This is a genomic window from Acidovorax facilis (assembly GCF_050626955.1).
GTDB classification, from domain to species: domain Bacteria; phylum Pseudomonadota; class Gammaproteobacteria; order Burkholderiales; family Burkholderiaceae_C; genus Acidovorax; species Acidovorax facilis.
The window spans coordinates 2,727,072-2,751,897 of record NZ_CP192460.1 but is presented as its reverse complement, the minus strand read 5'-3'; the positions used below and the strand labels follow the sequence as shown (position 1 = coordinate 2,751,897).

The 24,826-nt window shown below is 66.0% G+C and carries 25 protein-coding genes; 19 read left to right on the top strand and 6 right to left on the bottom strand.

Annotated elements, in window-relative coordinates; all coding sequences use genetic code 11:
- Positions 1-80 precede the first annotated feature (80 nt).
- The 11 genes from ACQ4MJ_RS12570 (at position 81) to ACQ4MJ_RS12520 (ending at position 11,698) form a co-directional block, all read left to right on the top strand.
- The gene (locus ACQ4MJ_RS12570; RefSeq protein ID WP_121419552.1) at positions 81-1,274 is read left to right on the top strand and encodes a substrate-binding domain-containing protein; all 1,194 of its coding nucleotides are present in this window, start codon (positions 81-83) and stop codon (positions 1,272-1,274) included.
- Positions 1,275-1,449: 175 nt separating this feature from the next.
- A complete protein-coding gene (locus ACQ4MJ_RS12565; RefSeq protein WP_431152457.1) occupies positions 1,450-2,925 on the top strand; it encodes an extracellular catalytic domain type 2 short-chain-length polyhydroxyalkanoate depolymerase in 1,476 nt (491 codons plus the stop codon).
- Positions 2,926-3,016: 91 nt separating this feature from the next.
- The gene (locus ACQ4MJ_RS12560) at positions 3,017-3,790 is read left to right on the top strand and encodes an ABC transporter ATP-binding protein (RefSeq protein WP_306555886.1); all 774 of its coding nucleotides are present in this window, start codon (positions 3,017-3,019) and stop codon (positions 3,788-3,790) included.
- Positions 3,787-4,530 carry an ABC transporter ATP-binding protein gene (locus ACQ4MJ_RS12555; RefSeq protein ID WP_142144819.1) on the top strand — a complete coding sequence of 248 codons (744 nt, stop codon included), beginning with the start codon at positions 3,787-3,789 and terminating at the stop codon, positions 4,528-4,530. Before ACQ4MJ_RS12560 ends, ACQ4MJ_RS12555 begins: the two co-directional genes overlap by 4 nt.
- Complete coding sequence (locus ACQ4MJ_RS12550; protein ID WP_431152458.1) at positions 4,527-4,649, top strand: hypothetical protein; 123 nt, start codon at positions 4,527-4,529, stop codon at positions 4,647-4,649. The genes ACQ4MJ_RS12555 and ACQ4MJ_RS12550 overlap by 4 nt, the downstream gene beginning before the upstream one ends.
- Entirely contained in the window at positions 4,646-5,635 is a 990-nt protein-coding gene (locus tag ACQ4MJ_RS12545; RefSeq protein WP_055400436.1) for a branched-chain amino acid ABC transporter permease, read from the top strand. Before ACQ4MJ_RS12550 ends, ACQ4MJ_RS12545 begins: the two co-directional genes overlap by 4 nt.
- 12 nt (positions 5,636-5,647) lie before the next feature.
- Positions 5,648-6,721: a branched-chain amino acid ABC transporter permease gene (locus ACQ4MJ_RS12540; RefSeq protein ID WP_121419556.1), complete on the top strand. Its 1,074-nt coding sequence runs from the start codon at positions 5,648-5,650 to the stop codon at positions 6,719-6,721.
- A gap of 92 nt (positions 6,722-6,813) precedes the next feature.
- A complete protein-coding gene (locus tag ACQ4MJ_RS12535; RefSeq protein WP_431152459.1) occupies positions 6,814-8,970 on the top strand; it encodes a D-(-)-3-hydroxybutyrate oligomer hydrolase in 2,157 nt (718 codons plus the stop codon).
- A gap of 112 nt (positions 8,971-9,082) precedes the next feature.
- The gene (locus ACQ4MJ_RS12530; protein ID WP_218299297.1) at positions 9,083-10,240 is read left to right on the top strand and encodes an ABC transporter substrate-binding protein; all 1,158 of its coding nucleotides are present in this window, start codon (positions 9,083-9,085) and stop codon (positions 10,238-10,240) included.
- A 43-nt stretch (positions 10,241-10,283) separates the two neighbouring features.
- Complete coding sequence (locus tag ACQ4MJ_RS12525) at positions 10,284-11,150, top strand: alpha/beta fold hydrolase (protein WP_121419559.1); 867 nt, start codon at positions 10,284-10,286, stop codon at positions 11,148-11,150.
- Between the two features lie 80 nt (positions 11,151-11,230).
- Positions 11,231-11,698: a DM13 domain-containing protein gene (locus tag ACQ4MJ_RS12520; RefSeq protein WP_094287412.1), complete on the top strand. Its 468-nt coding sequence runs from the start codon at positions 11,231-11,233 to the stop codon at positions 11,696-11,698.
- Between the two features lie 24 nt (positions 11,699-11,722).
- Here the strand turns inward: ACQ4MJ_RS12520 and ACQ4MJ_RS12515 are convergent, their stop codons facing one another.
- A complete protein-coding gene (locus tag ACQ4MJ_RS12515) occupies positions 11,723-11,965 on the bottom strand; it encodes a glutaredoxin domain-containing protein (protein WP_055400446.1) in 243 nt (80 codons plus the stop codon).
- 111 nt (positions 11,966-12,076) lie between these two features.
- On the opposite strand from ACQ4MJ_RS12515, the gene ACQ4MJ_RS12510 reads away from it, so the two are divergent.
- From ACQ4MJ_RS12510 to ACQ4MJ_RS12480, 7 genes are all read left to right on the top strand, one after another.
- On the top strand, positions 12,077-12,643 hold the full coding sequence (locus tag ACQ4MJ_RS12510) for a lipocalin family protein (protein ID WP_431152460.1): 567 nt from the start codon (positions 12,077-12,079) through the stop codon (positions 12,641-12,643).
- Positions 12,640-13,653 carry an NAD(P)/FAD-dependent oxidoreductase gene (locus tag ACQ4MJ_RS12505; protein ID WP_431152461.1) on the top strand — a complete coding sequence of 338 codons (1,014 nt, stop codon included), beginning with the start codon at positions 12,640-12,642 and terminating at the stop codon, positions 13,651-13,653. The genes ACQ4MJ_RS12510 and ACQ4MJ_RS12505 overlap by 4 nt, the downstream gene beginning before the upstream one ends.
- A gap of 18 nt (positions 13,654-13,671) precedes the next feature.
- Positions 13,672-13,845 carry a DUF2256 domain-containing protein gene (locus ACQ4MJ_RS12500; RefSeq protein ID WP_409834525.1) on the top strand — a complete coding sequence of 58 codons (174 nt, stop codon included), beginning with the start codon at positions 13,672-13,674 and terminating at the stop codon, positions 13,843-13,845.
- Positions 13,842-15,158, top strand: coding sequence for a DASH family cryptochrome (locus tag ACQ4MJ_RS12495; RefSeq protein ID WP_431152462.1), 1,317 nt, complete (start codon positions 13,842-13,844; stop codon positions 15,156-15,158). The genes ACQ4MJ_RS12500 and ACQ4MJ_RS12495 overlap by 4 nt, the downstream gene beginning before the upstream one ends.
- Positions 15,155-16,717: a cryptochrome/photolyase family protein gene (locus ACQ4MJ_RS12490; protein ID WP_431152463.1), complete on the top strand. Its 1,563-nt coding sequence runs from the start codon at positions 15,155-15,157 to the stop codon at positions 16,715-16,717. The genes ACQ4MJ_RS12495 and ACQ4MJ_RS12490 overlap by 4 nt, the downstream gene beginning before the upstream one ends.
- 46 nt (positions 16,718-16,763) lie before the next feature.
- Positions 16,764-17,501 (top strand): SDR family NAD(P)-dependent oxidoreductase, encoded by a 738-nt coding sequence (locus ACQ4MJ_RS12485; RefSeq protein WP_228894496.1) that lies wholly within the window; start codon positions 16,764-16,766, stop codon positions 17,499-17,501.
- A 194-nt stretch (positions 17,502-17,695) separates the two neighbouring features.
- Positions 17,696-18,724, top strand: a complete 1,029-nt coding sequence (locus ACQ4MJ_RS12480) for a phosphotransferase enzyme family protein (RefSeq protein WP_431152464.1) — start codon at positions 17,696-17,698, stop codon at positions 18,722-18,724.
- A 28-nt stretch (positions 18,725-18,752) separates the two neighbouring features.
- Here the strand turns inward: ACQ4MJ_RS12480 and map are convergent, their stop codons facing one another.
- The 4 genes from map to ACQ4MJ_RS12460 all read right to left on the bottom strand — a co-directional run bounded on the left by map (position 18,753) and on the right by ACQ4MJ_RS12460 (position 21,650).
- The gene (gene map / locus ACQ4MJ_RS12475) at positions 18,753-19,550 is read right to left on the bottom strand and encodes a type I methionyl aminopeptidase (RefSeq protein ID WP_431152465.1); all 798 of its coding nucleotides are present in this window, start codon (positions 19,548-19,550) and stop codon (positions 18,753-18,755) included.
- On the bottom strand, positions 19,550-19,804 hold the full coding sequence (locus ACQ4MJ_RS12470; protein WP_121506978.1) for a ParD-like family protein: 255 nt from the start codon (positions 19,802-19,804) through the stop codon (positions 19,550-19,552). Before ACQ4MJ_RS12470 ends, map begins: the two co-directional genes overlap by 1 nt.
- A gap of 131 nt (positions 19,805-19,935) precedes the next feature.
- Complete coding sequence (locus ACQ4MJ_RS12465) at positions 19,936-20,820, bottom strand: alpha/beta fold hydrolase (protein WP_431152466.1); 885 nt, start codon at positions 20,818-20,820, stop codon at positions 19,936-19,938.
- 29 nt (positions 20,821-20,849) lie between these two features.
- Entirely contained in the window at positions 20,850-21,650 is an 801-nt protein-coding gene (locus ACQ4MJ_RS12460) for an SDR family NAD(P)-dependent oxidoreductase (RefSeq protein WP_431152467.1), read from the bottom strand.
- Positions 21,651-21,757: 107 nt separating this feature from the next.
- Here ACQ4MJ_RS12460 and ACQ4MJ_RS12455 point away from each other — a divergent pair, with 107 nt between their 5' ends.
- The gene (locus ACQ4MJ_RS12455; RefSeq protein WP_431152468.1) at positions 21,758-22,705 is read left to right on the top strand and encodes a GlxA family transcriptional regulator; all 948 of its coding nucleotides are present in this window, start codon (positions 21,758-21,760) and stop codon (positions 22,703-22,705) included.
- Positions 22,706-22,841: 136 nt separating this feature from the next.
- Here ACQ4MJ_RS12455 and ACQ4MJ_RS12450 read toward each other — a convergent pair whose 3' ends face one another.
- Positions 22,842-24,776 carry a sigma 54-interacting transcriptional regulator gene (locus ACQ4MJ_RS12450; protein WP_431152469.1) on the bottom strand — a complete coding sequence of 645 codons (1,935 nt, stop codon included), beginning with the start codon at positions 24,774-24,776 and terminating at the stop codon, positions 22,842-22,844.
- Between the last annotated feature and the right edge of the window lie 50 nt (positions 24,777-24,826).

Sequence of the window (24,826 nt, the reverse complement as noted above, 5' to 3'; positions counted from 1 at the left end):
GAAAAGTTTCTTTGAAATCAAGCACTTGGCTGCTGGCACAGACTGTGCAATAAAGAAGCATCACAACAGGAGACATCGCCATGCACCGTCGCACTCTGGTCGCCCTCGCTTCCGCAGCCGTTACCGCCGCCACACTTTCCGCCCCCGCATTCGCACAGACCGGCGAAATCCGCATTGCCCACGTGTACAGCAAGACCGGCCCTCTGGAGGCCTATGGCAAGCAGACCCAGACCGGCCTGATGATGGGACTGAACTACGCCACCGGCGGCAGCATGACGGTCAATGGCAAGAAGCTGGTCGTGATCGAGAAAGACGACCAGGGCAAGCCCGACCTGGGCAAGAGCCTGCTGGCCACCGCGTACTCTGACGACAAGGCTGACATCGCCGTCGGCCCCACCGCATCGGGCGTGGCCCTGGCCATGCTGCCGGTGGCCGAGGAATACAAAAAGATCCTGCTGGTCGAGCCCGCCGTGGCCGACTCGATCACCGGCGACAAGTGGAACAAGTACATCTTCCGCACGGGCCGCAACAGCAGCCAGGATGCCATCTCCAACGCCGTGGCGGTGGACAAGGAAGGCGTGACGATTGCCACCCTCGCTCAAGACAACGCGTTTGGCCGCGATGGCGTGAAAGCCTTCAAGGACTCGGTCAAGAAGGCCAAGCTTGCCCACGAGGAATACCTGCCCGCTGCCACCACCGACTTCACCGCCGGTGCCCAGCGCCTGATCGACAAGCTCAAGGACCAGCCCGGCCGCAAGATCATCTGGGTGGTCTGGGCCGGTGCAGGCAACCCCTTCAAGATCGCCGACATGGACTTGAAGCGCTATGGCATCGAGATCTCTACGGGCGGCAACATCCTGCCCGCCATGGCCGCATACAAGAACTTCCCCGGCATGGAAGGCGCCACGTACTACTACTTCGGCATCCCCAAGAACCCCGTGAACGAAGCCCTGGTGGCTGCGCACTACAAGGAGTTCAAGACTCCGCCAGACTTCTTCACCGCCGGTGGTTTCAGCTCGGCCATGGCGCTCGTCACGGCGCTCAAGGCCACGGGTGGCGACACCAACACCAACAAGCTCATCAAGACCATGGAGGGCATGAGCTTTGACACCCCCAAGGGCAAGATGACTTTCCGCAAGGAAGACCACCAGGCCATGCAGAGCATGTACCACTTCAAGATCAAGGTGGACCCGGCCTTTGCCTGGGGCGTGCCCGAACTGGTGCGCGAGATCAAGCCTGAAGAAATGAACGTGCCGATTCGCAACAAGCGATAGGCCGTCTTTTCGATGCGTTAGCGAGGCCCGACGGGTAGGACAACCATCCTGCTTCGTCGGGGTTCATCCCGCAGGGGCGGCCGCCCCTCTTTTTCCAGTGAATTGATGCATGAACTCCCGGGTTGACACGGGGGCTGGGTCAGACTTTCTCAAAATTATTTGGAGACAAGACAACATGGCTTTCAATTTCATCCGGGCGGCTGCAGCAGGTGCTGCCATCGCGCTGTGCGCTGCTGGTGGTGCCTACGCGGCGGTCAACCTCCCCGCACTCAAGATCGACAAGACGCAGACCACGGTTTCCGGCCTGTCCTCGGGCGGCTTCATGGCCGTGCAGCTGCATGTGGCGTACTCGGCCACGTTTGCCAAGGGCGTGGGGGTGGTGGCGGGCGGGCCGTTCTATTGCGCCGAGGGCTCAGTCGTCAATGCCACGGGGCGCTGCATGGCCAGCCCCACGGGTATTCCCACCAGCACGCTGGTGAACACCACCAACACCTGGGCCGGCCAGGGCGTGATCGACCCCGTGGCCAACCTGCAGAACTCCAAGGTCTACCTGTTCTCGGGCACGCTCGACAGCGTGGTCAAGACGGGGGTGATGGATGCACTGCGCACCTACTACAACAGCTTCGTGCCAGCGGCCAACGTGGTCTACAAGAAGGACATCGCATCAGAGCACGCGATGGTGACGGACGACTATGGCAACGGCTGCTCCACCAAGGGTGCTCCCTACATCAGCGACTGCAACTTCGACCTGGCAGGCGCCATGCTGCAGCACCTGTACGGCACGCTGAACGCACGCAACAACGCCACGCTGCCCAACGGCAATTTCATCGAGTTCAACCAGAGCGAATTCATCTCCAACCACGGCATGGCCACCACGGGCTGGGCCTATGTGCCCCAGGCCTGCCAGGCGGGTGGCACGGCCACCTGCAAGCTGCATGTGGTGCTGCATGGCTGCAAGCAGAACGTGAACGACGTGCAGCAGCAGTACGTGCGCAACACGGGCTACAACCGCTGGGCCGACAGTAACAACATCGTGATGCTGTACCCGCAGACCAGCCTGGCCGCCACCAACAGCTGCTGGGACTGGTGGGGCTATGACAGCGCCAACTATTCCAAGAAGTCCGGCCCGCAGATGGCTGCTATCAAGGCCATGGTGGACCGCGTGGGAAGCGGCGGAACCACCAACCCGCCGGTGGACCTGCCAGCCCCCACGGGCGTGAGCACCTCGGGCGCCACGGCCAGCAGCATGGCGATTGGCTGGAACGCCGTGAGCGGAGCGGCCAGCTACAACGTGTACCGCAATGGCAACAAGACCAATGCGCTGCCCGTGACTGCCACGAACTTCACCGACACCGGCCTGGCCGCATCCACCACCTACAGCTGGACGGTGCGTGCCGCTGATGGCAACGGCGCCGAGGGCGCCGTGTCCGCCGCTGCATCCGGCACCACGCTGGCCGCATCGGGCGGCGGCACGGGCACCTGCACCACGGCCAGCAACTACGCCCACACCATGGCGGGCCGTGCCTACGTGTATGGCGGCTACACCTTCGCGCTGGGTTCCAACCAGAGCATGGGGCTGTGGAACATCTTTGTGAACAACACGCTGAAACAGACAAGCCCCAACTATTACGTCATCGGTTCTTGCCCTTGACCATGCGCTGAACGCCACGCGCCCTGGCACCGCGAGGGCAGGGCGCCCGGCACTCCCGAAAGACGACGACCGTGAAAGTGAACCACCACCCATGAGCACCTTGGCCACCAAGGACTTGACCATCCGCTTTGGCGGCCACGTGGCGGTCAATGCTGTGACCTGCTCTTTCGAGCCCGGCACGCTGACCGCCATCGTGGGCCCCAATGGCGCGGGCAAGACCACGTACTTCAACCTCATCTCGGGGCAACTCAAGGCCACCAGCGGCAGCGTCACGCTGGGCGGGCAGGACCTGACCGGGCAGTCCGTCTCGGCACGCACGCATGCGGGCCTGGGCCGGGCGTTCCAGCTCACCAACCTGTTCCCCAACCTCAGCGTGCTGGAGAACGTGCGCCTGGCCGTGCAGGCCACGCAAGAGGGCAAGCACCGCCGGGGCCTGAACCTGTGGAGCATCTGGAGCGACCACCGTGCGCTGACCGAGCGTGCTGAATCCATCCTGCAGACGGTGGCCATGTACGAGCGTCGCGACACGCCCGTGGCCAGCCTGCCGCATGGCGACCAGCGCAAGCTCGAAGTGGCGCTGCTCATGGCGCTGGAGCCGCAGGTCTACATGTTCGACGAGCCCACGGCCGGCATGAGCCACGACGAGGCGCCCGTGATCCTGAACCTGATCCGCGCGCTGAAGAAGGACAAGACCAAGATCATCCTGCTGGTGGAGCACAAGATGGACGTGGTGCGCGAGCTGGCCGACCGCATCATCGTGCTGACCAACGGCACGCTGGTGGCCGACGGCCCACCGGCCGAGGTGATCGCGTCGCCCGTGGTGCAGGAAGCCTACCTCGGTGTGACGAAGGAGGCCGCTGCATGACCACCACCATCAACAACACGGGCAACCTGCTCGAACTCCAGGGCGTGCACACGCACATCGGCGCGTACCACATCCTGCACGGCGTGGATCTGGCCGTGCCCAAGGGCCAGCTCACCATGCTGCTGGGCCGCAACGGCGCGGGCAAGACGACCACGCTGCGCACCATCATGGGCCTGTGGCATGCGTCCAAAGGCTCGGTCCACTTTGCAGGCAAAGACATCACGGCGCTGAACACCCCGCAGATCGCGGGCATGAACATCGCCTACGTGCCCGAGAACATGGGCATCTTTGCCGACCTCACGGTGAAGGAAAACATGCTGCTGGCCGCCCGCAGCGCGCGCAATGCCGCGCAGATGGACGAGGCGCGGCTGCAGTGGATCTTCAAGCTCTTCCCCGCCGTGGAGAAGTTCTGGAACCACCCGGCCGGCAAGCTCAGCGGCGGGCAAAAGCAGATGGTGGCCGTGAGCCGCGCCATCGTCGAGCCACGCGACCTGCTCATCGTGGACGAGCCCAGCAAGGGCCTGGCGCCCGCCATCATCAACAACATGATCGAGGCGTTCGACCAGCTCAAAAAGAGCGGCGTGACCATCCTGCTGGTCGAGCAGAACATCAACTTTGCCAAGCGGCTCGGCGACACCGTGGCCGTGATGGACAACGGCCAGGTGGTGCATGCAGGCAGCATGGCTGCGCTGGCCGAAGACGAAGCACTGCAGCGCTCGCTGCTGGGGTTGGCACTATGAGTTTTGCACCAGATTTCAAGCCTTTTGGGCTTCTAGCGCTTGATGGTAAAGCGCTGGAAGCTATTAAAAATGTAGCAAATGCGCAGATGCCGCCTGCCATGCAAGGAGGCCGCGTATGAGCGCCATCACCCGTGACTTCGACTGGAAGCCCCTGGCCCTGGTGCCCGCGCTCGCGCTGCTGGTGCTGCCCTTCATCGGCTCACCCAGCACCTGGCTCACGCTCACCGTGGCGGGCCTGGCGATGGGCATGATCATCTTCATCATCGCCTCGGGCCTCACGCTGGTGTTCGGCCTGATGGACGTGCTCAACTTCGGCCACGGCGTGTTCATTGCCTTGGGCGCCTTCGTGGCCACCAGCGTGCTGGGCGCCATGGGCGACTACACCCAAAGCGCTGACCTGTGGCGCAACCTGATGGCCGTGCTGCCCGCCATGCTGGTGGCCATGGCCGTGGCGGGGGCCGTGGGCCTGGCGTTCGAGCGCTTCATCGTGCGGCCCGTGTACGGCCAGCATTTGAAGCAGATCCTCATCACCATGGGCGGCATGATCATTGGTGAAGAACTCATCAAGGTCATCTGGGGCCCCGCGCAGATTCCGCTGCCGCTGCCCGAAGCCATGCGCGGTTCGCTGCTGGTGGGCGACGCCGCCATCGAAAAATACCGCCTGATCGCCGTGGCGGTGGGCCTGGTGGTCTTCGGCGTACTGGCCTGGACGCTGTCGCGCACCAAGGTCGGCCTGCTCATCCGCGCTGGCGTGCAAGACCGCGAGATGGTGGAGAGCCTGGGCTACCGCATCCGCCGCCTGTTCGTGGGCGTGTTCGTGGTGGGCTCGGCCCTGGCGGGCCTGGGCGGCGTGATGTGGGGGCTTTACCAGCAGAACGTGATCCCGCAGATGGGCGCACAGGTCAATGTGCTGATCTTCATCGTGATCATCATCGGAGGCCTCGGCAGCACGGGTGGTGCGCTCATTGGCGCGCTGCTGGTGGGGCTGATGGCCAACTACACCGGCTTTCTGGTGCCCAAGGTGGCGCTGTTCTCCAACATCGCGTTGATGGTGGCCATCTTGCTGTGGCGACCCCAGGGCGTCTATCCGGTCGCTAACCGCTGAGGAAACAAGACCATGTTGAACCGTCTTCTTTCCAACGACTACCCGCGCAGCAAGGTGCTGGCGGTGATCCTGGTGGCCATCCTCATCGGGCTGGCGTTTGCCCCGTTCCTGTTTCCGGGCGTCAAGGCGCTGTCGGTGGCGGCCAAGGTGCTGATCTTTGTGGTGCTGGTCGCCAGTTTTGACCTGCTGCTGGGCTACACCGGCATCGTGAGCTTTGCGCACACCATGTTCTTTGGCATCGGGGCCTATGGCATCGCAGTGGCCACCACGCGCCTGGGCCCCACCTGGACGGCGCTGGGCGTGGGCATTGGTGGCGCGCTGCTGCTGTCCCTGCTGCTGTCGCTGGCGGTGGGGCTGTTCTCGCTGCGCGTGCGCGCCATCTTCTTCGCCATGATCACGCTGGCGGTGGCCGCTGCGTTCCAGACGCTGGCCTCGCAGTTGTCCGACATCACCGGCGGTGAAGACGGTCTGACCTTCAAGGTCCCCGAATTCCTGTCGCCCAGTTTCGAACCCTTCGAAGAGCCCTTTCTGGGCGTGACCATCGACGGGCGCCTGATCTGCTACTACCTGCTGTTCGTCACCGCCGTGGCGCTGGTGCTGGCCCTGCTGCGCATCGTCAACTCGCCCTTTGGCCGCGTGCTGCAGGCCATCCGCGAGAACGAATTCCGTGCAGAGGCTATTGGCTACCGCGTGGTGGTGTACCGCACCACATCGAGCGTGCTGTCTGCCCTGTTCGCCACGCTGGCGGGTTGCATGCTGGCGCTCTGGCTGCGCTACAACGGGCCGGACACTTCGCTGAGCTTCGAAATCATGATGGACTGCCTGCTCATCGTGGTGATCGGTGGCATGGGCACCATCTATGGCTCTGCCATCGGGGCGGTGCTCTTCCTGGTGGCGCAAAGCTACCTGCAAGACTTGCTGCGGCTAGGCAGCGAGGCTGCCACGGGCCTGCCCTGGCTGTCGGCACTGCTCTCGCCTGACCGCTGGCTGCTGTGGCTGGGAGTGCTCTTTGTTCTTTCGGTCTATTACTTCCCTACCGGTGTGGTGGGGCGTCTGCGCGCGGCAGCTGCGCGCAAGGCGGGGTGAGTGGCCCCGGCCGCGCCGGGTGACCGGCGTGGCCTGGGTGTGTGGATGAGCTGTGCAACCAGAAGCAAAGAAAAACTCCAGGAGACAAGCACATGAAGATGAACATCAAGAACCCGCGTTTCCGTCCCCTTTCCCGTCCGTTCCTGCCCGCAGCGCTGGCCGCTGCGGTGCTGGCTGCCTGCGGTGGCAGCAGTGGCGATAGTGCCGCCCCCAACACCAAGCCCGGCTACCTCGGCACCATCAGCGAGACCACGTACGACGGCGCCAGCAATGACCTGCTCACGGCGGGCCTGGGAGCCACGGGCCTGGCCGCTGCCGCGCCCCCTGCGTTTGCTGATCCCCTCAAGCCCACGGCGGCCGAGCTGCGCCGCACGGCCATCCACACCAACTACCGCGCCATGCTCGACATGACGGCAGCCGGTGGTTACGGCACGCTCTACGGTCCCAATGTGGATGCGCAGGGCAAGGTCACCACGGGCGAAGGCAAGGTGGCGGGCACCGAATACATCGCGTTTGCCGACGACGGCACAGGCCGCAAGAACGTCACCCTCATGGTGCAGGTGCCCGCCAGCTTCGACCCCAAGAAGCCCTGCATGATCACCGCCACCACCTCGGGCTCGCGCGGCGTGTACGGCGGCATTTCCACCGGAGAGTGGGGCCTCAAGAAGGGCTGCGCCGTGGCCTACTCGGACAAGGGCACGGGCGGCGCGCCGCACGACCTCATGAACGACACCGTGCCGCTGATCGACGGCACACGCACCACGGCCGCCGCAGCGGGCAAGGCCGCAGCCTTCAACGCAGGCCTCACGGCCACCGAGCTGGCCGCCTTCAACACCGCCACCCCCAACCGCTTTGCCTTCAAGCACGCCCACTCGGGCCAGAACTCTGAGAAGGACTGGGGCACGAGCACGCTGCAGGCCGTGGAGTTTGGCTATTACGTGCTTAACCAGCGCTACGGCGCCACCGACGCAGCGGGCCAGCGCCTCAAGACGCTGACCCCGGCCAACACCATCGTGATCGCATCGAGCATCTCCAACGGTGGCGGCGCGGCCATAGCTGCGGCCGAGCTGGACACGCAGGGCCTGATCAGCGGCGTGGCCGTGTCCGAGCCCGCCATCGAGATGCCCACCAACCCCGGCGTCACGGTGCGCCGTGGCAGCGCCGATGTGGCTGTCACCGGCAAGACGCTGGTGGACTTCACCACCTACGCCAACCTCTACCAGGCCTGCGCGTCGCTTGCGCCCTCGGTCAGCACCAGTCCGTTTGCCGCCGCGTTTGCGGCCGGGTTTGCCAGCGCTGCGTTGCCCATAGCGCCCAACCGCTGCGCGTCGCTCAAGGCGGCAGGACTGCTCACTGCCAGCACCATGCCCGCGCAGGCCGAAGAGGCATTGCAAAAGCTGCGCGCCTACGGTTGGGAGCCCGAGTCCAACGACCTGCATGCCTCCATGGCGGCGTTTGAAGTGTCCCCCGCCGTGGCCGTGACCTTTGCCAGCGGCCTCTCGCGCGCCAGTGTGCAGGACAACCTCTGCGGCTTCAGCTACGCCGCCACGGCGGCCACCGGCGGGGTTATGCCGCTGGCCGCCGCTGCATTGCCAGGCATGTTTGCCACCGGCAACGGCGTGCCTCCCTCGAGCGGCATCAACCTGGTCAACAACCTTGGCAAGTTCGGGCCCGCGCGAGACTTCCTGTCGGTGTCGGATGCCGGTGTAGCCGACTGGAACCTGAGCGGCGCGCTGTGCCTGCGCAACCTCGTCACCGGCAATGACGCCGCCGCCAAGAAGCTGCAGGCCGGTGTGGACGAAACCCGCCGCAACGGCAACCTGCGTGGCAAGCCCACCGTCATCGTGCACGGCCGCGCCGATGCGCTGCTGCCGGTGAGCCACACCTCGCGCCCATACGCCGCGCTGAACAAGAAGGTCGAAGGCGCCGCCAGCAAGCTCAGCTATGTGGAAGTGGCCAACGCCCAGCACTTCGACAGCTTTATAGGCCTGCCCACGGTGCTGCCGGGCTATGACAGCCGCTACGTGCCGCTGCATGTGTACCTGAACCACGCGCTCGACGCCGTGTACGACCACCTCGCCAGCGGCAAGGCGCTGCCCGCCAGCCAGGTGGTGCGCACCGTGCCGCGCGGCGGCACACCGGGCAGCGCCCCGGCCATCACCGCCGCCAACGTGCCGCCGCTGGCTACCACGCCTGCTGCCGCCAACGCCATCGCCATCACGGCGGGCGCCATTGCCATCCCCGACTGACCCAAGGAGCTTTGCCAGACGACACACCGTCACCGCCGCCCACCGGGCACGCGTGGGGGCCATCGGCCATTGCGCCGCCCGTGGGCGCGGCTGCAAGCAACACAAACAGGGGATGAACCGAATGGACAAGGTCAAGACATGGAGCCGCCGTGCGGCGGCAGCACTGGCGGTGCTGTGGGGCGGGGCCACGGCGCCCTTGCTGCACGCCGCCGAGATTGTGGTGGGGCAGGTGGCACCGCTCACCGGCGTGCTGGCCAGCACTGGCGCTCAGATGGTGCTGGGCGGCAAGATCTACTTTGACTGGGTGAACGCCCAGGGCGGCGTGCACGGCGCGACCATCCGCCAGGAGGTGGCCGACGACGCTTACAAGGTGGCCGACACCGTGAAGCTCACCCGCGAGATGCTGGCCAAGCCCGAGGTGGTGGCGCTGTATGGCTTTGCGGGCACGGCCAACATCACCCAACTGCTGGCAGACGGCGTGTTGCAAGAGGGCGGTGCGGCGCTGGTGGCGCCTTACACGGGGGGCGAATCGCTGCGCAACCCGTTCAACCCCTGGATCTTTCATGTGCGCGCAGGCTATGTCGATGAGACCGAGCACATGGTGCAGCAGCTCACCACCCTGGGCATGAACCGTGTGGCCGTGATGTACCAGGACGACGGTTTTGGCAAGGCGGGCCTGGCGGGGGTCGAGGCGGCCCTCGCTAAGCGCAACCTCAAGCTCGTGGTAGCAGCAGGCTACGAACGCAATACCGACAAGGTCGATGAAGCCGTCAAGGCCATCAAGGCCGCCGATGTGCACGCGGTCATCATGATTGCGGTGAACAAGCCCGCGGCGGCCTTCATCCAGCGTTACCGCGAGCAGGGCGGCGGCGCGCAGCTGTACAACATCTCGGTGGTGGACCCGACCGAGCTGGTCAAGCTGGCGGGCCTGAAAAACGCGCACGGCCTGGGCATCAGCCAGGTGGTGCCTTACCCCTACCGGCCCCAGTTGCCAGTGGTGCGCGAATACCAGTCACTGCTCAAGAAATACGCCCCCGAGGCCGAGGTCAACTACACCAGCTTCGAGCAGTTTCTGGGCGCCAAGGTGCTGGTCGAGGCCCTGCGCCGTGCCGGGCCCGCGCCCACGCGCGCCAAGGTCGTCAAGGCGCTGGAGTCGCTGCAAAGCTTTGACCTCGGCGGCATCACGCTGGGCTACTCCCCCACCAACCGCATCGGCTCACGGTATGTCGAGGTCACTGTCATTGGCAGCAATGGTCGCCTCATGAAGTGAGCCGCCGATCCTTTTTTATTCTCTGTTCCACAAGGTCGCCATCATGTCCCCCACCTCGCGCTACCTCACCTGCGCTGGCTATGAAATCCACACCACGGAGTGGGGTGCGCCCGACGCGCCGGTGGTGATTGCCTGGCACGGCCTGGCGCGCACCGGGCGCGACATGGACCCCCTGGCCGCCCACCTGGCGTCACGCTACCGCGTGATCTGCCCCGACACCCTGGGCCGAGGCCTGAGCCAGTGGGCGCGTGCACCGCAGGACGAATACCGGCTCTCGTTCTACGCGCGCATTGCGGCCGATCTGTTCGACCAACTAGGTGTCGAGAAAGCGCACTGGGTGGGCACTTCGATGGGCGGGGCCATCGGCACCGTGTGCGCCTCGGGTTTGTTCGAGCCGCAGCTCAAGGGCCGCATCCAGAGCCTGCTTCTCAACGACAACGCCCCGCGCCTGGCCGACGCCGCGCTGGAGCGCATCAAGGCCTACGCAGGCCACCCGCCCGCGTTCGACACCGTGCGGGAGCTGGAGGCGTTCTTCCGGCAGGTCTACACGCCCTACGGCTGGCTCAGCGATGCGCAGTGGCGCCTGCTGACCGAGAGCAGTACCCGCCGCCTGCCCGACGGCCGCGTGACGCCGCACTACGACCCGGCCATGGTGCAGCAGTTCACCCACCACACCAACGACTACCTGATCTGGGACCACTACGACGCGCTCGACATCCCCGTGTTGTGCCTGCGTGGCGAAGAGTCGGACCTGGTGCTGCGCGATACCACCGCCGAGATGCTGACCCGGGGGCCTGGCGCCCGTGGCTTGGCCCAGGTGGTGGAGGTGCCCGGCTGCGGCCACGCGCCCGCGCTCAATGTGCCGGAGCACTACGCACTGGTGGATGGCTTTCTGGCCCGCGCATCCTGAGCGGACAGCGGGGAGCTGCGCAGCGTTGAACGGGAGGGCGCGGCGCAGTACATTGGGCTCAGTCCACTGAACCCGTTGCCATGAAACCTCTGCTGCTCATCGCCTCGCACCTGCTCACCCTGGTCATCGGGTTTGCGCTGGGTGTGTATGTGCTGCCGATCCTGATCGCGCCCGACGCCCCCACGCTGCAGCAAATCCAGTCAAGCCAGCCCGCTGCGCAATGGACTGCCACGTTCCGCCGTGACCTGAAAGACAGCGACGCCCTGCACTGGGGCGAAGGCGCCGTGTCCATCAGCCCGCAGGCCATCAGCCTAGTGGGCAAGCTGGCCCCGGGGCCGGACTACAAGCTCTACCTGTCGCCCGAGTTTGTCGAGACCGAGGCCGACTTCAAACGCCTCAAGCCCCAGATGCTGCGCGTGGGCGATGTGAAGACGTTCAACAACTTCATCGTCCCGCTGCCGCAGGGCGTGGACCCGGCCAAGTTCAACACGGTGATTGTGTGGTGCGAAACCTTCAGCGAGTTCATCACCGCTGCGAAGTACCAATAACCAGGGGACGGACGAAAGCGGGTGTCACTGGCCGATCTGCGCCAGCGCAGCCTGCAGCCCCGCCAGCCCGCCCACGCGCTGGTTGTTGATGAAGATCTGCGGCATCTGCCGCACCGAAGGCCCGCACTTGGCATAAAACGCCAGGCGCTCGGCCTCGTCGTCGATCTTGATTTCCTCAAAAGGCAGGGAGCGCGACTGCAGCAGCTTCTTGGCCGAATCGCATTGGGGGCAGGCGGATTTGGAGTAAACGGTGATTTGAAAAGTCATGGCCGGAGTTTACGGGTGGGCCATGGCAAGCGCCCGCGCCGGGCTTTCGCCACAACAGCGTTTGTGATGGCAGAATACCAACTGGTTTGTTTTGTGACCAATTGGTAATTTATGCCCTTCTTCCTATCCTGCTTCCGCCGCTGCGCCTGGTTGGGGCTTGCTGTGGCGTTGCTTGCCTTGAGTGGCTGCTCGTCCACCCGCCCGCCCGAGGGCATCACGCCCGTCACCCCGTTTGACCTGGCCCGCTACGAGGGCCGCTGGTACGAAGTCGCGCGGCTCGACCACTCGTTCGAGCGCGGCATGACGGATGTGAGCGCCACCTACCAGCGCCAGGCGGACGGCAGTGCGCGCGTGCTCAACCGGGGTTTTGACACCGGCAAGAACGACTGGCGCCAGGCCGAGGGCAAGGCCCTGTTCACGGGCGATGCCAACACCGCCTCGCTCAAGGTGTCGTTCTTTGGCCCGTTCTACGGCGGCTACCACGTGGCCGCGCTGGATGCCAACTACCAGTGGGCGCTGGTGGTGGGGCCGGACCGCAGCTACTGCTGGATCCTGTCGCGCACCAAGCAGCTGCCCCCTGGCGTACGCGAACAACTCATCGCCCGTGCAAAGACCTTGGGCATCGACACCCAGGCGCTGATCTGGGTGACCCACGAACGAACCGACCCACAACCATGAGCCTTGCTACGCCACAAACCATCGCCGTTATTGGCGCAGGCCTGGCAGGCTTGTCGTGCGCGCAGGCGCTGCTGCAGGCGGGCCACACGGTGCATGTATTTGACAAAGCCCGTGGCCCCTCGGGCCGCATGAGCACCCGCCGCGCCGAAGATGACAACGGCCCCTGGCAGTGCGACCACGGCGCCCAATATTTCACCGCCCGCGACCCGGCCTTTCGCGCCGAGGTGGCCCGCTGGCAGCAGGCCGGTGTTGCGGCTTTGTGGGATGCCCGGCTGGCCAGCTTTGACGGTACCGCCTGGTCCAACCCAGCGACACCGCTGGAGCGGTTTGTGGGCACCCCGCGCATGACGTCGCCCGCCGCCTGGCTGGTGCAGCACCTGGGCGAGCCTGCGCTGGCGCAGTGGCAAACCACCGTGCAGCGGCTGGACCACACCGAGGGCGGGTGGGCCATCACCTCGGCAGAACATGGCCTGCACAGCCCGCGTTACAGCGCAGTGCTGCTGGCCGTGCCCGCCCCGCAGGCCGTGCCCTTGCTGGCCCCAGTGTCCCCCGCAGGCGCCGCCTTGGCCGCCAGCGCACGCATGCGTGGCAGCTGGGCGGTGATGCTGCGCTACGCCAGCCCCGTGGCCCTGCCGTGGGAAGGTGCGTTCATCAACACCGGCCCCCTGCGCTGGGTGGCGCGCGACAGCAGCAAACCCGGCCGCACGGGGCAAGAAACCTGGCTGCTGCACGCCAGCCCCGAATGGAGCGAGGCCCACATCGAAGAAAGCGCCGAGGCGGTCACCACCGCACTGCTCACTGCCTTTGCCGCCCTGGGTGGCCCCGCACCTTTGGCCGCCACCGCCCACCGCTGGCGCTATGCCGACACCGAACCCGCGCTCATGCAGGGCAGCTGGTGGGATGCGCAAATGCGCCTGGGCCTGTGTGGCGACTGGCTCCATGGCGGCAAGGTGGAAGGCGCGTGGCTCAGCGGGCGTGCGCTGGCGCAGCAGGTGTTGCTGCCTGCGTAACCCACCCGCAAGTCCGCCATGCGCATGCGCAAGAAATCAGACTTTCCGCAAAAGCAGTGCTTGCAATGCGGCCTGCCCTTCACCTGGCGCAAGAAGTGGGAGAAGGTGTGGGACGAGGTGAAGTACTGCTCGGACCGCTGCCGCAGCGAACGCAAACGCACCGGCAAGGGCGCGGGGGAGGGCGCCACATGAGCACGGTGCTGTTCTGGTTTCGTAACGACCTGCGCCTGCACGACCAGCCCGCGCTGCGCGCAGCGCTCACCAGCGGGGCCACACACCTGCTGCCCGTGGTGTGCCTGCCCGCACTTGAAGAATCCACGCCATGGGGCTTTGCCCGTGTGGGGGCACACCGCCGCGCCTTTACCGCTGCAGCACTGCGCGGGCTACATCAACAGACGAGTCCACTGGGCAACCCGCTGCTCATCTGCCAGGCGCCGCCCACTACCGCCCTGCCACAACTGGCCCAGGCCGTGGGGGCCACCACCGTGGTGTGCGAAGACATTCCCGCCCCTTACGAACAGGCGGAAGTCGCCGCCCTGCGCGCGGCAGGCCTGCAGGTGCGTAGCGTATGGCACAGCAGCCTGCTGCACCCGGCCGACATGCCCTGGCCTGCTTCTGACCTGCCCGGTGTGTTCACCAGCTTCCGCCAGAAGGTCGAGCGTGCAGGCATCACCCCCGCTGCACCACTGCCAGCACCCGCCCTGCTGCTGCCGCCTCCCCAAGTGCCTGCGCCCGTGTTGCAAGCCGTGGGGGCAGAGCAGGGCGCTGCCAGCATCCAGCAACCCACACCGCCCCAGGGCAGCGATGCGCGCTCGTCCTTCCCCTACGGCACGCCTGCTTGCGATGGCTGCGAGGCCGCCGCGCTGGCCCACCTGGCGCAGTACCTTGCCCGCAAGCTGCCCCACAGCTACAAGGCCACGCGCAACGGGCTCACGGGGCTGGACTACTCCAGCAAGTTCTCGCCCTGGCTGGCCACGGGGGCACTCTCGCCGCGCCAGATCTATGCCGATCTAAAAACCTTTGAGCGCGACCACGGTGCCAACGATGGCACCTACTGGCTGTGGTTTGAGCTGCTGTGGCGCGACTACTTTCGGCTGCTGCACCTGCAATACGGCGCAGCGCTGTACCGGGTGCGAGGCCTGTCAGAACTACCGCCCGCCCCGCACAACCCGCGCGGCTTTGACCACTGGTGCCGGGGCGAGACCGGCGAGCCGCTGGTCGATGCCGCCATGCGCGAGCTGGCCGCCACCGGGTATCTGAGCAACCGCCTGCGCCAGGTCGTAGCCAGCTATCTTCTGTACGACCTGCACAGCGACTGGCGCGCAGGCGCTGCGTGGTTTGAATCGCAACTGGTGGACTACGACGTTTACAGCAACCAGGCCAACTGGCTCTACATCGCCGGGCGCGGCACCGACCCGCGCGGGGGCCGCCGCTTCAACCCCATCAAGCAGGCGCAAGACCACGATGCCGACGGCAGCTACCGCCGCATGTGGGGCACGGCATGAGCACGCCACAACCCTCTACCCCACAGCGTGCCCACACGCTGCGCCTGCTTCTGGGCGACCAGCTCAACCCCGAGCATTCATGGTTTGCAACGCAGGACGAGGGCGTGGTCTATGTGTTGATGGAAGTGCGGCAAGAGACCGACTACGTGCTGCACCACGCGCAAAAGATCCTCGCCATCTTTGCCGCCATGCGCGACCTGGCCCGGCATCTGCGCGAGGCGGGGCACCGCGTGCGCTACGTGGCGATTGACGACGCCAGCAACCGCCAGTCGATGCCTGACAACCTGGCTGCCCTCATGGCCCACTACGGCGCGCACACGCTGCAATACCAGCACCCCGATGAATGGCGGCTGGACGAGCAACTGCGCACCTGGGGTGCAGAGCAAGCCTTTGCCGTGCAGGCCGTCAGCAGCGGGCACTTCTACACCACCCGCACCGAAATGGCCGAGGTGTTCCAAGGCCGCAAGCAGTGGCTCATGGAGCACTTCTACCGCCGCATGCGCCAGCGCCACAGCGTGTTGATCGACGAGGCTGGCGAGCCCGAAGGTGGCCAATGGAACTACGACCACGACAATCGCAAGCCCTGGCCCGGCACGCCCATATTGCCGCCCGACGCCCGCCCCACGCACGACCACAGCGCCCTGTGGGCCACCATCCAGGCCGCAGGCGTGCAGAGCTTTGGCAACCCGCAGGCCCATGCACTGCGCTGGCCGCTGAACCGGGCCGAGGCACTGGTGTGGCTCGACCACTTCATCACCACCACGCTGCCGCACTTTGGCGCGTACGAAGACGCCATGAGCACGCAGAGTGCGCGGCTGTTTCACTCCCTGCTGTCCTTCGCGCTCAACACCAAAATGCTGCGCCCGCACGAGGTGGTGCAACGCGCCCAGGCCGCCTACCACGCAGGCGCCGCGCCCCTGCCTGCCGTGGAGGGCTTTGTCCGCCAGATCCTCGGCTGGCGCGAATATGTGCGTGGCATCTACTGGGCCCACATGCCCGGCTACGACGAGCGCAACGCCCTGGGCCACAACGCACCGCTACCCGAATGGTTCTGGACGGGCAAGACCCGCATGCGCTGCATGCAGCACGCCGTGGGCCAGTCGTTGGAGCATGCGTACGCCCACCACATCCAGCGCCTCATGGTCATCGGCAACTTTGCATTGCTGGCGGGGCTTGATCCTGCCGCCGTGCACCGCTGGTACCTGGGCGTGTACATCGACGCCTTTGAGTGGGTGGAGGTTCCCAACACCGTGGGCATGAGCCAGTTTGCCGACGGCGGCCTGTTGGCCACCAAACCGTATGTGAGCAGCGCCGCCTACATCGACCGCATGAGCGACTACTGCAAAGGCTGCCACTACGACAAAAAGCAAAAAGTGGGTCAGCGGGCCTGCCCGTACAACGCGCTGTACTGGGACTTTTTTGCGCGCAATGAGGGAACGCTGGGCAACAACTTCCGCCTTGGCATGGTGTACCGCCAGTTGCAGAAGATGCAGGGCCCGCAACTCGATGCGTTGCGTGAGCATGCGGCCAGCTTGCGCACGCGGCTGGATGCGCTGTAGCCCGCCTGCCCATCACCCCACGACACCCCCACCGCAGGACCGCGCTATGTCTAACCCACAGCCACCCGCCTCGCCGTTCGCGTCCCTGCAGTCCCTGCCCGACGGTTACTGCGCCCTGGTCATCGGCTCTACCGGCGCCATCGGCAGCGCCTTCCTCGCCCACTTGCAGGCCGATCCGCGCTGCGCACTGGTCGTGGGCCTGGGCCGCCACACCGGCCCGGCGGTGGACTTGGACGACGAAGCCACCATTGCCCACGCCGCCCAGCAACTCAAGGCCCAGGGCCCCTGGCACTGCATCATCCACGCCGCTGGCCTGCTGCACGGCCCCCACGGCATGCCTGAAAAGCGCCTGGGCCAATTGAACTACGCGCAGATGGAAGCCACCTTCCGCACCAACACCTTTGGCCCCGCTCTCGTGCTGGCCCACTTTGCACCGCTGCTGCCCAAGCAGGGGCGCGGCCTGCTGGCCGTGCTCTCGGCCAAGGTGGGCAGCATTGGCGACAACCGCCTGGGCGGCTGGTACAGCTACCGCGCCAGCAAGGCCGCGCTCAACATGCTGGTCAAAACGGCGTCCATCGAAGTGGCGCGCACCCACCCGCAGGCGGTGCTGGTGGCGCTGCACCCGGGCACCGTCAACTCGGCCTTGTCGGCCCCGTTCAATGGCGCGGAGATTGGTCGCCCGGCAGCCGATGCGGCGGGCGACATGCTGCGGGTGCTGGATGGGTTGCCGGTGGAGGAAACGGGGTGCTTTTACGCCTACAGCGGCGACAAGCTGCCGTGGTGATGGCGACGTGGATTGCTATGGTTTTGATACCGATGGTGCAATACCAGCGGGCGGTAGCAGCCCTTTCAAGCAATTTCTCATGATGTAGCTGTTTTCCCGCTAGTACCAGCCTGGGGGCAGCGACAACGTCTGGGCGCAAGCCCATCGAACCACGTCGCACGGGTGCTTCATGCTGCATGCATGGAGAATGCCGCATGCTCTCACCAACCTCGCAGGACCTCAGCCCGATTGCCTCGCACACCACAGCCGCTGCCTCTGCCGTGAGTGTTTGGGTGGCGCAGCACTACGGCCTGCCAGTGCAGCAGTGCTACCTGATCCGCCGCAACCTCAATGACAACTACGCCGTGCGGGCCACGGATGGCAGCCGCTACGTGGCGCGGCTTTGCGCCAACCGGCCGCGCGGTCCGTTCAATGTGGATTTCGAGGTCGCGCTGCTGGACCACCTGCACGCACAGGGTGTGGGCGTGGCCACGCCGGTCCTGGCGGCGAATGGTGCTGCCAGCGTTACCCTGCCGTTCCCTGAGGGGCCGCGTGCGCTGGCCCTGTTTCGCCACTGCGACGGCGCCGTGCCCGATACGCCAGAAGAACTGCACTTGACTGGCGCCACGCTGGCGCAAATTCACCGCGCCGCGCAAAGCTACGCAGGCCCCGCAAGCCGCTATGTGCTGGACGGCCACCACCTTGCAGGCCGCACGCTGGACTACCTTGCCGCCCATCCCGAGATCGACCCTGCCGTGCTCGATGCCTACCGGCAACTGATTGAGCGCCTTCTGAGCGAGCTGGCGGAAGTTGAGGGCACCTTGACCCGCGTGATGTGCCACGGCGACACGCATGGCTTCAACAACCATGTGACCACCGATGCCGATGGTGTGCAGCGCGCCGCCTTCTTTGACTTTGACGACGCCGGGCCAGGGTTCCTGACCTATGACCTGTGTGTGTGGCTGTGGTCGAACCTGCCCCGCAAGGCCCCCATGGAGCCCGACGAAGCCTTGCTCAAGCGCTGGCAGCAGTACCTGGCCGGCTACCGCGCAGGCGGCGGCCATGTCACCGATGCCGACCTCGCCGCCTTGCCGCTCTTCGTGCAGTTGCGGCACCTGTGGAACATGGGGGAGGGCGTGGCGCGCATCCACCACTGGGGCGCCAACATGATGTCTGCCGACTGGATCAAGAAGCAGCCCGATGTGATGGCCGCCTGGGCCCGCCTGGAGTTGCCACCCGGCTGATGCGGCAATCTCCTCGTGCAGGCCATCCCTAAATCGCAGGGTAGCTGCCCGTGCCCCCCGGCCACGCTGTCAGCACCTCAAAGCCGCTGTCTGTCACAGCCACCATGTGCTCCCACTGAGCCGAGAGCGACCGGTCCTTGGTCACCACCGTCCAGCCATCGGCCAGCTCCTTGGTCTCGCGCTGGCCTGCGTTCAGCATGGGCTCGATGGTTAAGACCATGCCCGCCTCCAGCCGCAGCCCCTGGCCGCGCCGCCCGTAGTGCAGCACCTGCGGCTCATCGTGGTACACCGTGCCAATGCCGTGGCCGCAATACTCGCGCACCACGCTGAAGTTCTCGCGCTGCGCCACGGTGGCAATCGCGTGGCCCACGTCGCCCAGCGTCGCACCGGGCTTTACCTCGCGGATGCCCGCGCACAGCGCTTCGTACGTGGTGCGCACCAGCCGCTGGGCCAGCACGCTGGGCGTGCCCACGCAGAACATGCGGCTCGTGTCGCCGTACCAGCCGTCTTTTTCCACCGCCACATCAATGTTCACGATGTCGCCCTTCTTCAGCATCTGCTGGGGCGAGGGGATGCCGTGGCACACCACGTGGTTCACCGAGGTCAGCACCGTTTTGGGGTACCCCAGGTAGCCCACATTGGCAGGCCGCGCGCCCTGCACGTTCACGATGTGGTCGTGGCACATGCGGTCCAGTGCGTCGGTGGTTACGCCAGGCACCACATGCGGCTCGATCATCGCCAGCACCTCGGCCGCCAGTTGTGCGGCCCGCCGCGCCATCACCAATTCCTCGGCCGAGCGGATCGGCACCCCACCACCGCGCGCCATCAGTGCTTCCCGGCGGGGCGTACCCCCGCTTTGTCCAGCTGCGCTGTGGCCGCCAGCGCCACGTCCAGCCCGCCCGCCAGCTCTGCCCGCACGAGAAGCTGGCAGATTTCGCGGTGGTCCAGGTCGGGATACATCTCGGTCAGCATGCCCACCCGCATCCAGTGCTCTGCCTGGGAGTTGATGGATCGGCTGAGTGCGCCACTGGCCACGCGCAGGTTTTCGTGCATCTGGTCGGAGATTTTGACTATGCCCATGGTTGACTCTATATAAAATATATACGAATTGTATATGTTTTGTATGGTGTCGATCCAGCGGCACCCGCGTGTTGGCGGTGCCGAAGCTTGTGCGGGCAGCATCTGCCTGCGGTCTTCGAAACGCACTTGGGTCAGGCCACGTCGTTCAACACCTTCGCAGCGACGTCTGGCCGCTCAAGAACAATGAAGTGGCCCGCGCCAGGCACCTGCACAAACTCGGTCGCGGGCAGGAGCTGCTGGTTGGCTTGCCGGTCCGAGGGTCTGGACCAATCCGTCTCTCCATAGATGAGGTGGACGGGTGCCCTGACCTCGGGGTAGCGGGCGCGGGCCGCGATGAGGCTGGGCAGGTTGCCGTAAACCGCGCGGGCGACGACCGGATAGCCAGGCCGACGTCCGACCTTCAACAGTTCATCGAGGTAGTCATCGCGCAGAGCGGCTGTGTCGCCGAGTCCCCCATGGAGCACGGCGCGCACGATCGGCTTGGGTTGGACGCCCGCGATCGTCGTGCCGACAACCGGCGCCAGCGCGCCGGTCACGACGAACCGGGCCAGCAGGCTGGACCGCGCGATGCCGCCCGCATAGTCATACGCATTGATCGCCACAACCCGCCGCACTCTCTCGGGCAGATCGGCTGCGGTGGTGAGGGCGAGCGTGGCTCCCATCGACTCACCGAGCAGCGTCACGTCGCGCAGGTCAAGCCGGGTGATAAGGCTCTTGACCGCCTCGCGCATGGCCGACTCCTCGTAGGAAGCGCCCGGCACGATCTCCGAGTAACCCATTCCAGGGAGATCGAGGGCATACACGGTGTACCTGTCTTTGATGAGAGGGATGAGGTGACGGAAGTGCTCGGCCTGGGTGCGCACGGTGTGCAGCAAGACGAGGGCTGGCCCCTTTCCGCCGGAGAGATAGCGCAAGCGCCCGGGGCCTCCCTTGCCTGATTCCAGCGGATCGAGAAAGTGCGCCTCGGTTCCGGGAATCTTGATGGTGGAGCGTGAATCGTTGTTGGTGCGTTGCATAGCGGGCTTCTTTGAGTTTTCAGAGGGTCTTAACGCAAGGGCTGGTAGCGCGACGCTGCTTCGTTGCTCGACAGGTGGGGCGCCATCGCCTTGCGTGCGCCTTCGTAGGCATCCCAGAGGGCGCCGTCATGCAGCGCAGGAAGCGTCACCAACTCGCCGCGCTCGAAGCCCTGCAAGGCGGCATCCACGAGGTCTTCGGCACGCATCACGATCTGCGCCGGCAGGTGCTCCACAGGAAGGCCGCCGCGTGCCCAGAACTCGGTGGCCGTCGCACCCGGCAGCACGGCCTGCACCCGCACACCCTTGCCGACCAACTCGTGCTGCAGCGATTGACTGAAGGCCAACACGAAAGCCTTGCTGCCGCCATACACGCCATTCAAGGTTTCCGGCGAGACGGCCACGATGGAGGCGATGTTGATCAACGCACCCTTGCCGCGCGCCACGAAGCCGGGCACCGCCGCGTAGCTCAGCCGGGTCAGCGCCGTGACGTTGAGGTCGATCATGCGCGCCATCTGGTCCACGTCGCTCTCCAGAAGCGGCGTGTGCGTGCCGATGCCGGCGTTGTTGACCAGCAGGGTGATGCTGGCATCGCGCTTGAGCTTGTTCTCCACGCTGCGCAGCGCCACCGGATCGTTCAGGTCGGCGGGGAAGACCTCCACTGCGCGTCCGTGGCGGCTGGTGATCTCCGCGGCCAACGGGTTCAAGCGTTCGCGGTTGCGGGCAACGAGGATGAGGTCGTAGCCGCGCTGCGCCAGGCGGTCGGCGTAGAGAGCGCCGATGCCGGAGGAGGCTCCGGTGATGAGGGCGGTGCCCAGGTTCGTCTGCGTCATGGTGGTAATCCGTTTGTGGTTGCGATGGAGCGAATTTTGTGCTGCTTGGCATCTGGCGTAAATGACGCTTATAGTCACGTTTTATGCCATCGACTTCGGAGAAAACAATGCACAAGATCGGCTACGTCCTGCCGGCCGGCTTTCAGGTGATGGCGCTGGCCACGCAGGCGGTGTTCGAGTTCGCCAACGTTGTGGCGGGCGAACCCTTCTACGAGGTGGCTTGTCACTCGATGCCTGGCGGTAGCGTGAAGGCATCGCTGGGCATGGCCCTGCAGACGCGTCCCTTTACCGCACGCAGCACGGCCGATACCTGGATGGTGGTCGGCGTGCTCGACCCGTTGGCCACGCCCTCGCCGTCAGACCTGCTGCATGCGCTGCGAAAGTGCAGCGCTCGTGCGCGTCGGACCGTGGGGCTGTGCACCGGGGCCTTCGTGCTGGCCGAGGCCGGCTTGCTGGCGGGGCGACGCGCAACGACCCACTGGGCTTATGCAGACGCACTGCAGCAGCGGCATCCCAATATCCAGGTCGAGCCGGACCGCATCTTCATCGCCGATGACCCGATCTGGACCTCGGCCGGCATGACGGCGGAACTGGATCTGGCGCTCGGCCTCGTCGAGAAGGACCTGGGCGACGACGTGGCGCGAGCGGTGGCGCACCGGCTGGTCATGCACCAGCGCCGCTCGGGCGGCCAGTCCCAGCATTCGGAAATCCTGAACCTCGCACCGCGCTCGGACCGCATCGCGCGGGCGCTCGAGCATGCCCGCAGCCATCTGGCGCAGCCGCTGAACGTGGAAGAACTCGCTGCGGCCGCAAGCCTCAGCCCGCGCCAGTTCAGCCGTGTGTTCACGGCCGAGACCGGCCAGTCGCCAGCCAGGGCGGTAGAGCGTCTGCGCGTGGAGGCAGCGCGCTTGATGATCGAGCGCAGCCGCCATCCGCTGGAGGTGGTTGCGCGCGAAACGGGTTTTCGCGATCGCCGCCATCTTCGCGAGGCGTTCATGCGTGGCTTCGGCAAGCCGCCTCAAGCACTCCGGCGCGACGCGCGGGTGGGATCCTGAAGCGGGTCGAGAAGAAGGCGGCAGTCCGCCATGCACCGATCAAACGCCATCGCTGGCCCTGGGCAAGCACTTTGACGGCAGCGCGCCAGGTGCCCCGCGGCCCGTTACTGTTGCGCGTCCCTCGCGTCGCCCATGCTCAAATGCCAAACTTCTTCAGCCGATACGCCATCGTCGCCCGGCTGATCCCCAGCAGCCGCGCCGCCGACGCCACATTGCCCCCCGCGCTGTGCAGCGCCTGCCGCAGCAGCTGTTCCTCGGCCTGATGCAGTGGCGCGACCGTCGGTATGGTGGCGGGTGTCGGGTTCCAACTGGAGGCGGGCTGCGAGTGTGCTGAGTTCTGCGGAGCAACCGCCCCTGCAGCAACTTCGCGCTGCGCTTGCCCTGTTGGATGCAGCGTTGCCGTGCTGTTTGGATTCAGGTGCAGTGACATCACCCCCCGGCCACTTTGCTCACCCCCCGCAAACAGATGGTGCGGCTCAATCGGTTCGCCATCCGTCGCCAAAATCACCGCCCGTTCAATCAGGTTCTGCAACTCGCGGATGTTGCCGGGGAAGGGGTAGTGAAACATCGCCTTCACGGCGGCCTGGCTGAAGCCGGGCACCTGCCGCTGGTGCTTGCGCTGGTAGTGGGCCAAGAAGTGGCTCATCAGCAAGGGGATGTCGTCGCGACGGTCGCGCAGCGGGGGCAGGTGGATGGGGAAGACGTTGAGGCGGTAGAACAGGTCTTCGCGGAATGTGCCTTCGCGCACGGCCTGGCGCAGGTCCACGTTGGTGGCGGCCACCAGGCGCACGTCCACGCGCACGGTGCGGGTGCCGCCCACGCGCTCCACCTCGCCTTCTTGCAGGGCGCGCAGCAGCTTGCCCTGGGCCACCAGGCTGAGCGTGCCGATTTCGTCGAGGAAGAGGGTGCCGCCGTGCGCGCGCTCAAACCGGCCGGGGCGCGATGTGCCTGCGCCGGTGTAGGCGCCGCGCTCCACGCCAAACAGTTCGGATTCGACCAGCGTCTCAGGGATGGCCGCGCAGTTGATGGCTACAAAGGGCTGGCTGCTGCGCGGGCTGATGCGGTGGAGCATGCTGGCAAACATCTCCTTGCCCACGCCCGATTCGCCGGTGAACAGCACGGTGGCGGCGGTGGGGGCCACGCGCTGCAGCATGTGGCAGGCGGCGTTGAAGGCGGATGAGGCGCCGACCATGGTGGCGTGCGCCGTGGCCTCGGCGGCGGTGCCTGCATCGCTGGATGCCGTCGCCTTGCCCGGTGGCACGCCCAGGTAGGTTGTGCGGGCCTTGCCCTGCGCACCTGCAGGCATCGAGGTGGGCAGTGTGGCGGGCGGGGTGCCCACAAAGTCCTGGGCGTTCAGGTAGAACAGGTCTTGCTCGGGGTCATCCCACAGTTCGGCCGATTTACCCACCACGCGGCAGTGCGCGGCGCCGGAGGATCGGCAGTCCACCTCACGGAAGACGATCATGCGGCCAAACAAGGTGCTGACGTAGCCCGTGGCATAGCCCACCTGCATCCAGCACGCGGGCGAGCCGCCCACGCCGTAGGCGGCGATGTGTTCGTCGTCTTCGCTGGAGTTGTGCCAGATGAACTCGCCGTCGTATTCGCCCAGCTCGGCGTTGTAGCGGGCGTGCACCACCTCCACCTGCACCACGCCCTCCAGCGCGTGCAGGCGGGTGCCGGCCATGGCGGCTGCGGTGGGCTCGGCATCGGGCCACTGCTGGCGCACCAGGCGGGCGTCGCGCGCGCCGCTCACGTAGCCCGCGCGGGTCAGCAGGCCACGCGCCTTGTCCAGGCCAATGCTGTCGATCAGCTCGCGCCGCAGCGAGCCCAGGGCCTCGGAGTGCAGCAGGATCATGCGCTGGTCCTGTAGCCAGATACGCCCGTCGCCGGGGGAGAAGAACAGGCATTCGCTGATGTCGGCCACCGTGGGGTGGGTGTGCTGGCTGATGCCATGGGTGTCAAACCCGCCCAGGGCGCGGGGGGCTTCGGCAGGCACGGTGCCCAGTAAGGCCTGGCCTTGGCCCACGGCGGTGCGGTGCAGGTCGGCCAGAGAGACGCGGCGCTTCGGCATGGGGGCCTCCGGTTGTGGATCAGAAAGTGATCAAAAAGTGATCATTTGAT

Coding starts and splice junctions, on each gene's coding strand:
- ACQ4MJ_RS12540 (WP_121419556.1), top strand. CDS start 5,648: ATGTTGAACCGTCTTCTTTCCAACGACTACCCGCGCAGCAAGGTGCTG.
- ACQ4MJ_RS12455 (WP_431152468.1), top strand. CDS start 21,758: ATGCACAAGATCGGCTACGTCCTGCCGGCCGGCTTTCAGGTGATGGCG.
- ACQ4MJ_RS12525 (WP_121419559.1), top strand. CDS start 10,284: ATGTCCCCCACCTCGCGCTACCTCACCTGCGCTGGCTATGAAATCCAC.
- ACQ4MJ_RS12555 (WP_142144819.1), top strand. CDS start 3,787: ATGACCACCACCATCAACAACACGGGCAACCTGCTCGAACTCCAGGGC.
- ACQ4MJ_RS12490 (WP_431152463.1), top strand. CDS start 15,155: ATGAGCACGCCACAACCCTCTACCCCACAGCGTGCCCACACGCTGCGC.
- ACQ4MJ_RS12465 (WP_431152466.1), bottom strand. CDS start 20,820: ATGCAACGCACCAACAACGATTCACGCTCCACCATCAAGATTCCCGGA.
- ACQ4MJ_RS12480 (WP_431152464.1), top strand. CDS start 17,696: ATGCTCTCACCAACCTCGCAGGACCTCAGCCCGATTGCCTCGCACACC.
- ACQ4MJ_RS12500 (WP_409834525.1), top strand. CDS start 13,672: ATGCGCATGCGCAAGAAATCAGACTTTCCGCAAAAGCAGTGCTTGCAA.
- ACQ4MJ_RS12515 (WP_055400446.1), bottom strand. CDS start 11,965: ATGACTTTTCAAATCACCGTTTACTCCAAATCCGCCTGCCCCCAATGC.
- ACQ4MJ_RS12450 (WP_431152469.1), bottom strand. CDS start 24,776: ATGCCGAAGCGCCGCGTCTCTCTGGCCGACCTGCACCGCACCGCCGTG.
- ACQ4MJ_RS12520 (WP_094287412.1), top strand. CDS start 11,231: ATGAAACCTCTGCTGCTCATCGCCTCGCACCTGCTCACCCTGGTCATC.
- ACQ4MJ_RS12535 (WP_431152459.1), top strand. CDS start 6,814: ATGAAGATGAACATCAAGAACCCGCGTTTCCGTCCCCTTTCCCGTCCG.
- ACQ4MJ_RS12550 (WP_431152458.1), top strand. CDS start 4,527: ATGAGTTTTGCACCAGATTTCAAGCCTTTTGGGCTTCTAGCGCTTGAT.
- ACQ4MJ_RS12565 (WP_431152457.1), top strand. CDS start 1,450: ATGGCTTTCAATTTCATCCGGGCGGCTGCAGCAGGTGCTGCCATCGCG.
- ACQ4MJ_RS12495 (WP_431152462.1), top strand. CDS start 13,842: ATGAGCACGGTGCTGTTCTGGTTTCGTAACGACCTGCGCCTGCACGAC.
- ACQ4MJ_RS12560 (WP_306555886.1), top strand. CDS start 3,017: ATGAGCACCTTGGCCACCAAGGACTTGACCATCCGCTTTGGCGGCCAC.
- ACQ4MJ_RS12470 (WP_121506978.1), bottom strand. CDS start 19,804: ATGGGCATAGTCAAAATCTCCGACCAGATGCACGAAAACCTGCGCGTG.
- ACQ4MJ_RS12485 (WP_228894496.1), top strand. CDS start 16,764: ATGTCTAACCCACAGCCACCCGCCTCGCCGTTCGCGTCCCTGCAGTCC.
- ACQ4MJ_RS12570 (WP_121419552.1), top strand. CDS start 81: ATGCACCGTCGCACTCTGGTCGCCCTCGCTTCCGCAGCCGTTACCGCC.
- ACQ4MJ_RS12530 (WP_218299297.1), top strand. CDS start 9,083: ATGAACCGAATGGACAAGGTCAAGACATGGAGCCGCCGTGCGGCGGCA.
- ACQ4MJ_RS12505 (WP_431152461.1), top strand. CDS start 12,640: ATGAGCCTTGCTACGCCACAAACCATCGCCGTTATTGGCGCAGGCCTG.
- ACQ4MJ_RS12545 (WP_055400436.1), top strand. CDS start 4,646: ATGAGCGCCATCACCCGTGACTTCGACTGGAAGCCCCTGGCCCTGGTG.
- ACQ4MJ_RS12510 (WP_431152460.1), top strand. CDS start 12,077: ATGCCCTTCTTCCTATCCTGCTTCCGCCGCTGCGCCTGGTTGGGGCTT.
- map (WP_431152465.1), bottom strand. CDS start 19,550: ATGGCGCGCGGTGGTGGGGTGCCGATCCGCTCGGCCGAGGAATTGGTG.
- ACQ4MJ_RS12460 (WP_431152467.1), bottom strand. CDS start 21,650: ATGACGCAGACGAACCTGGGCACCGCCCTCATCACCGGAGCCTCCTCC.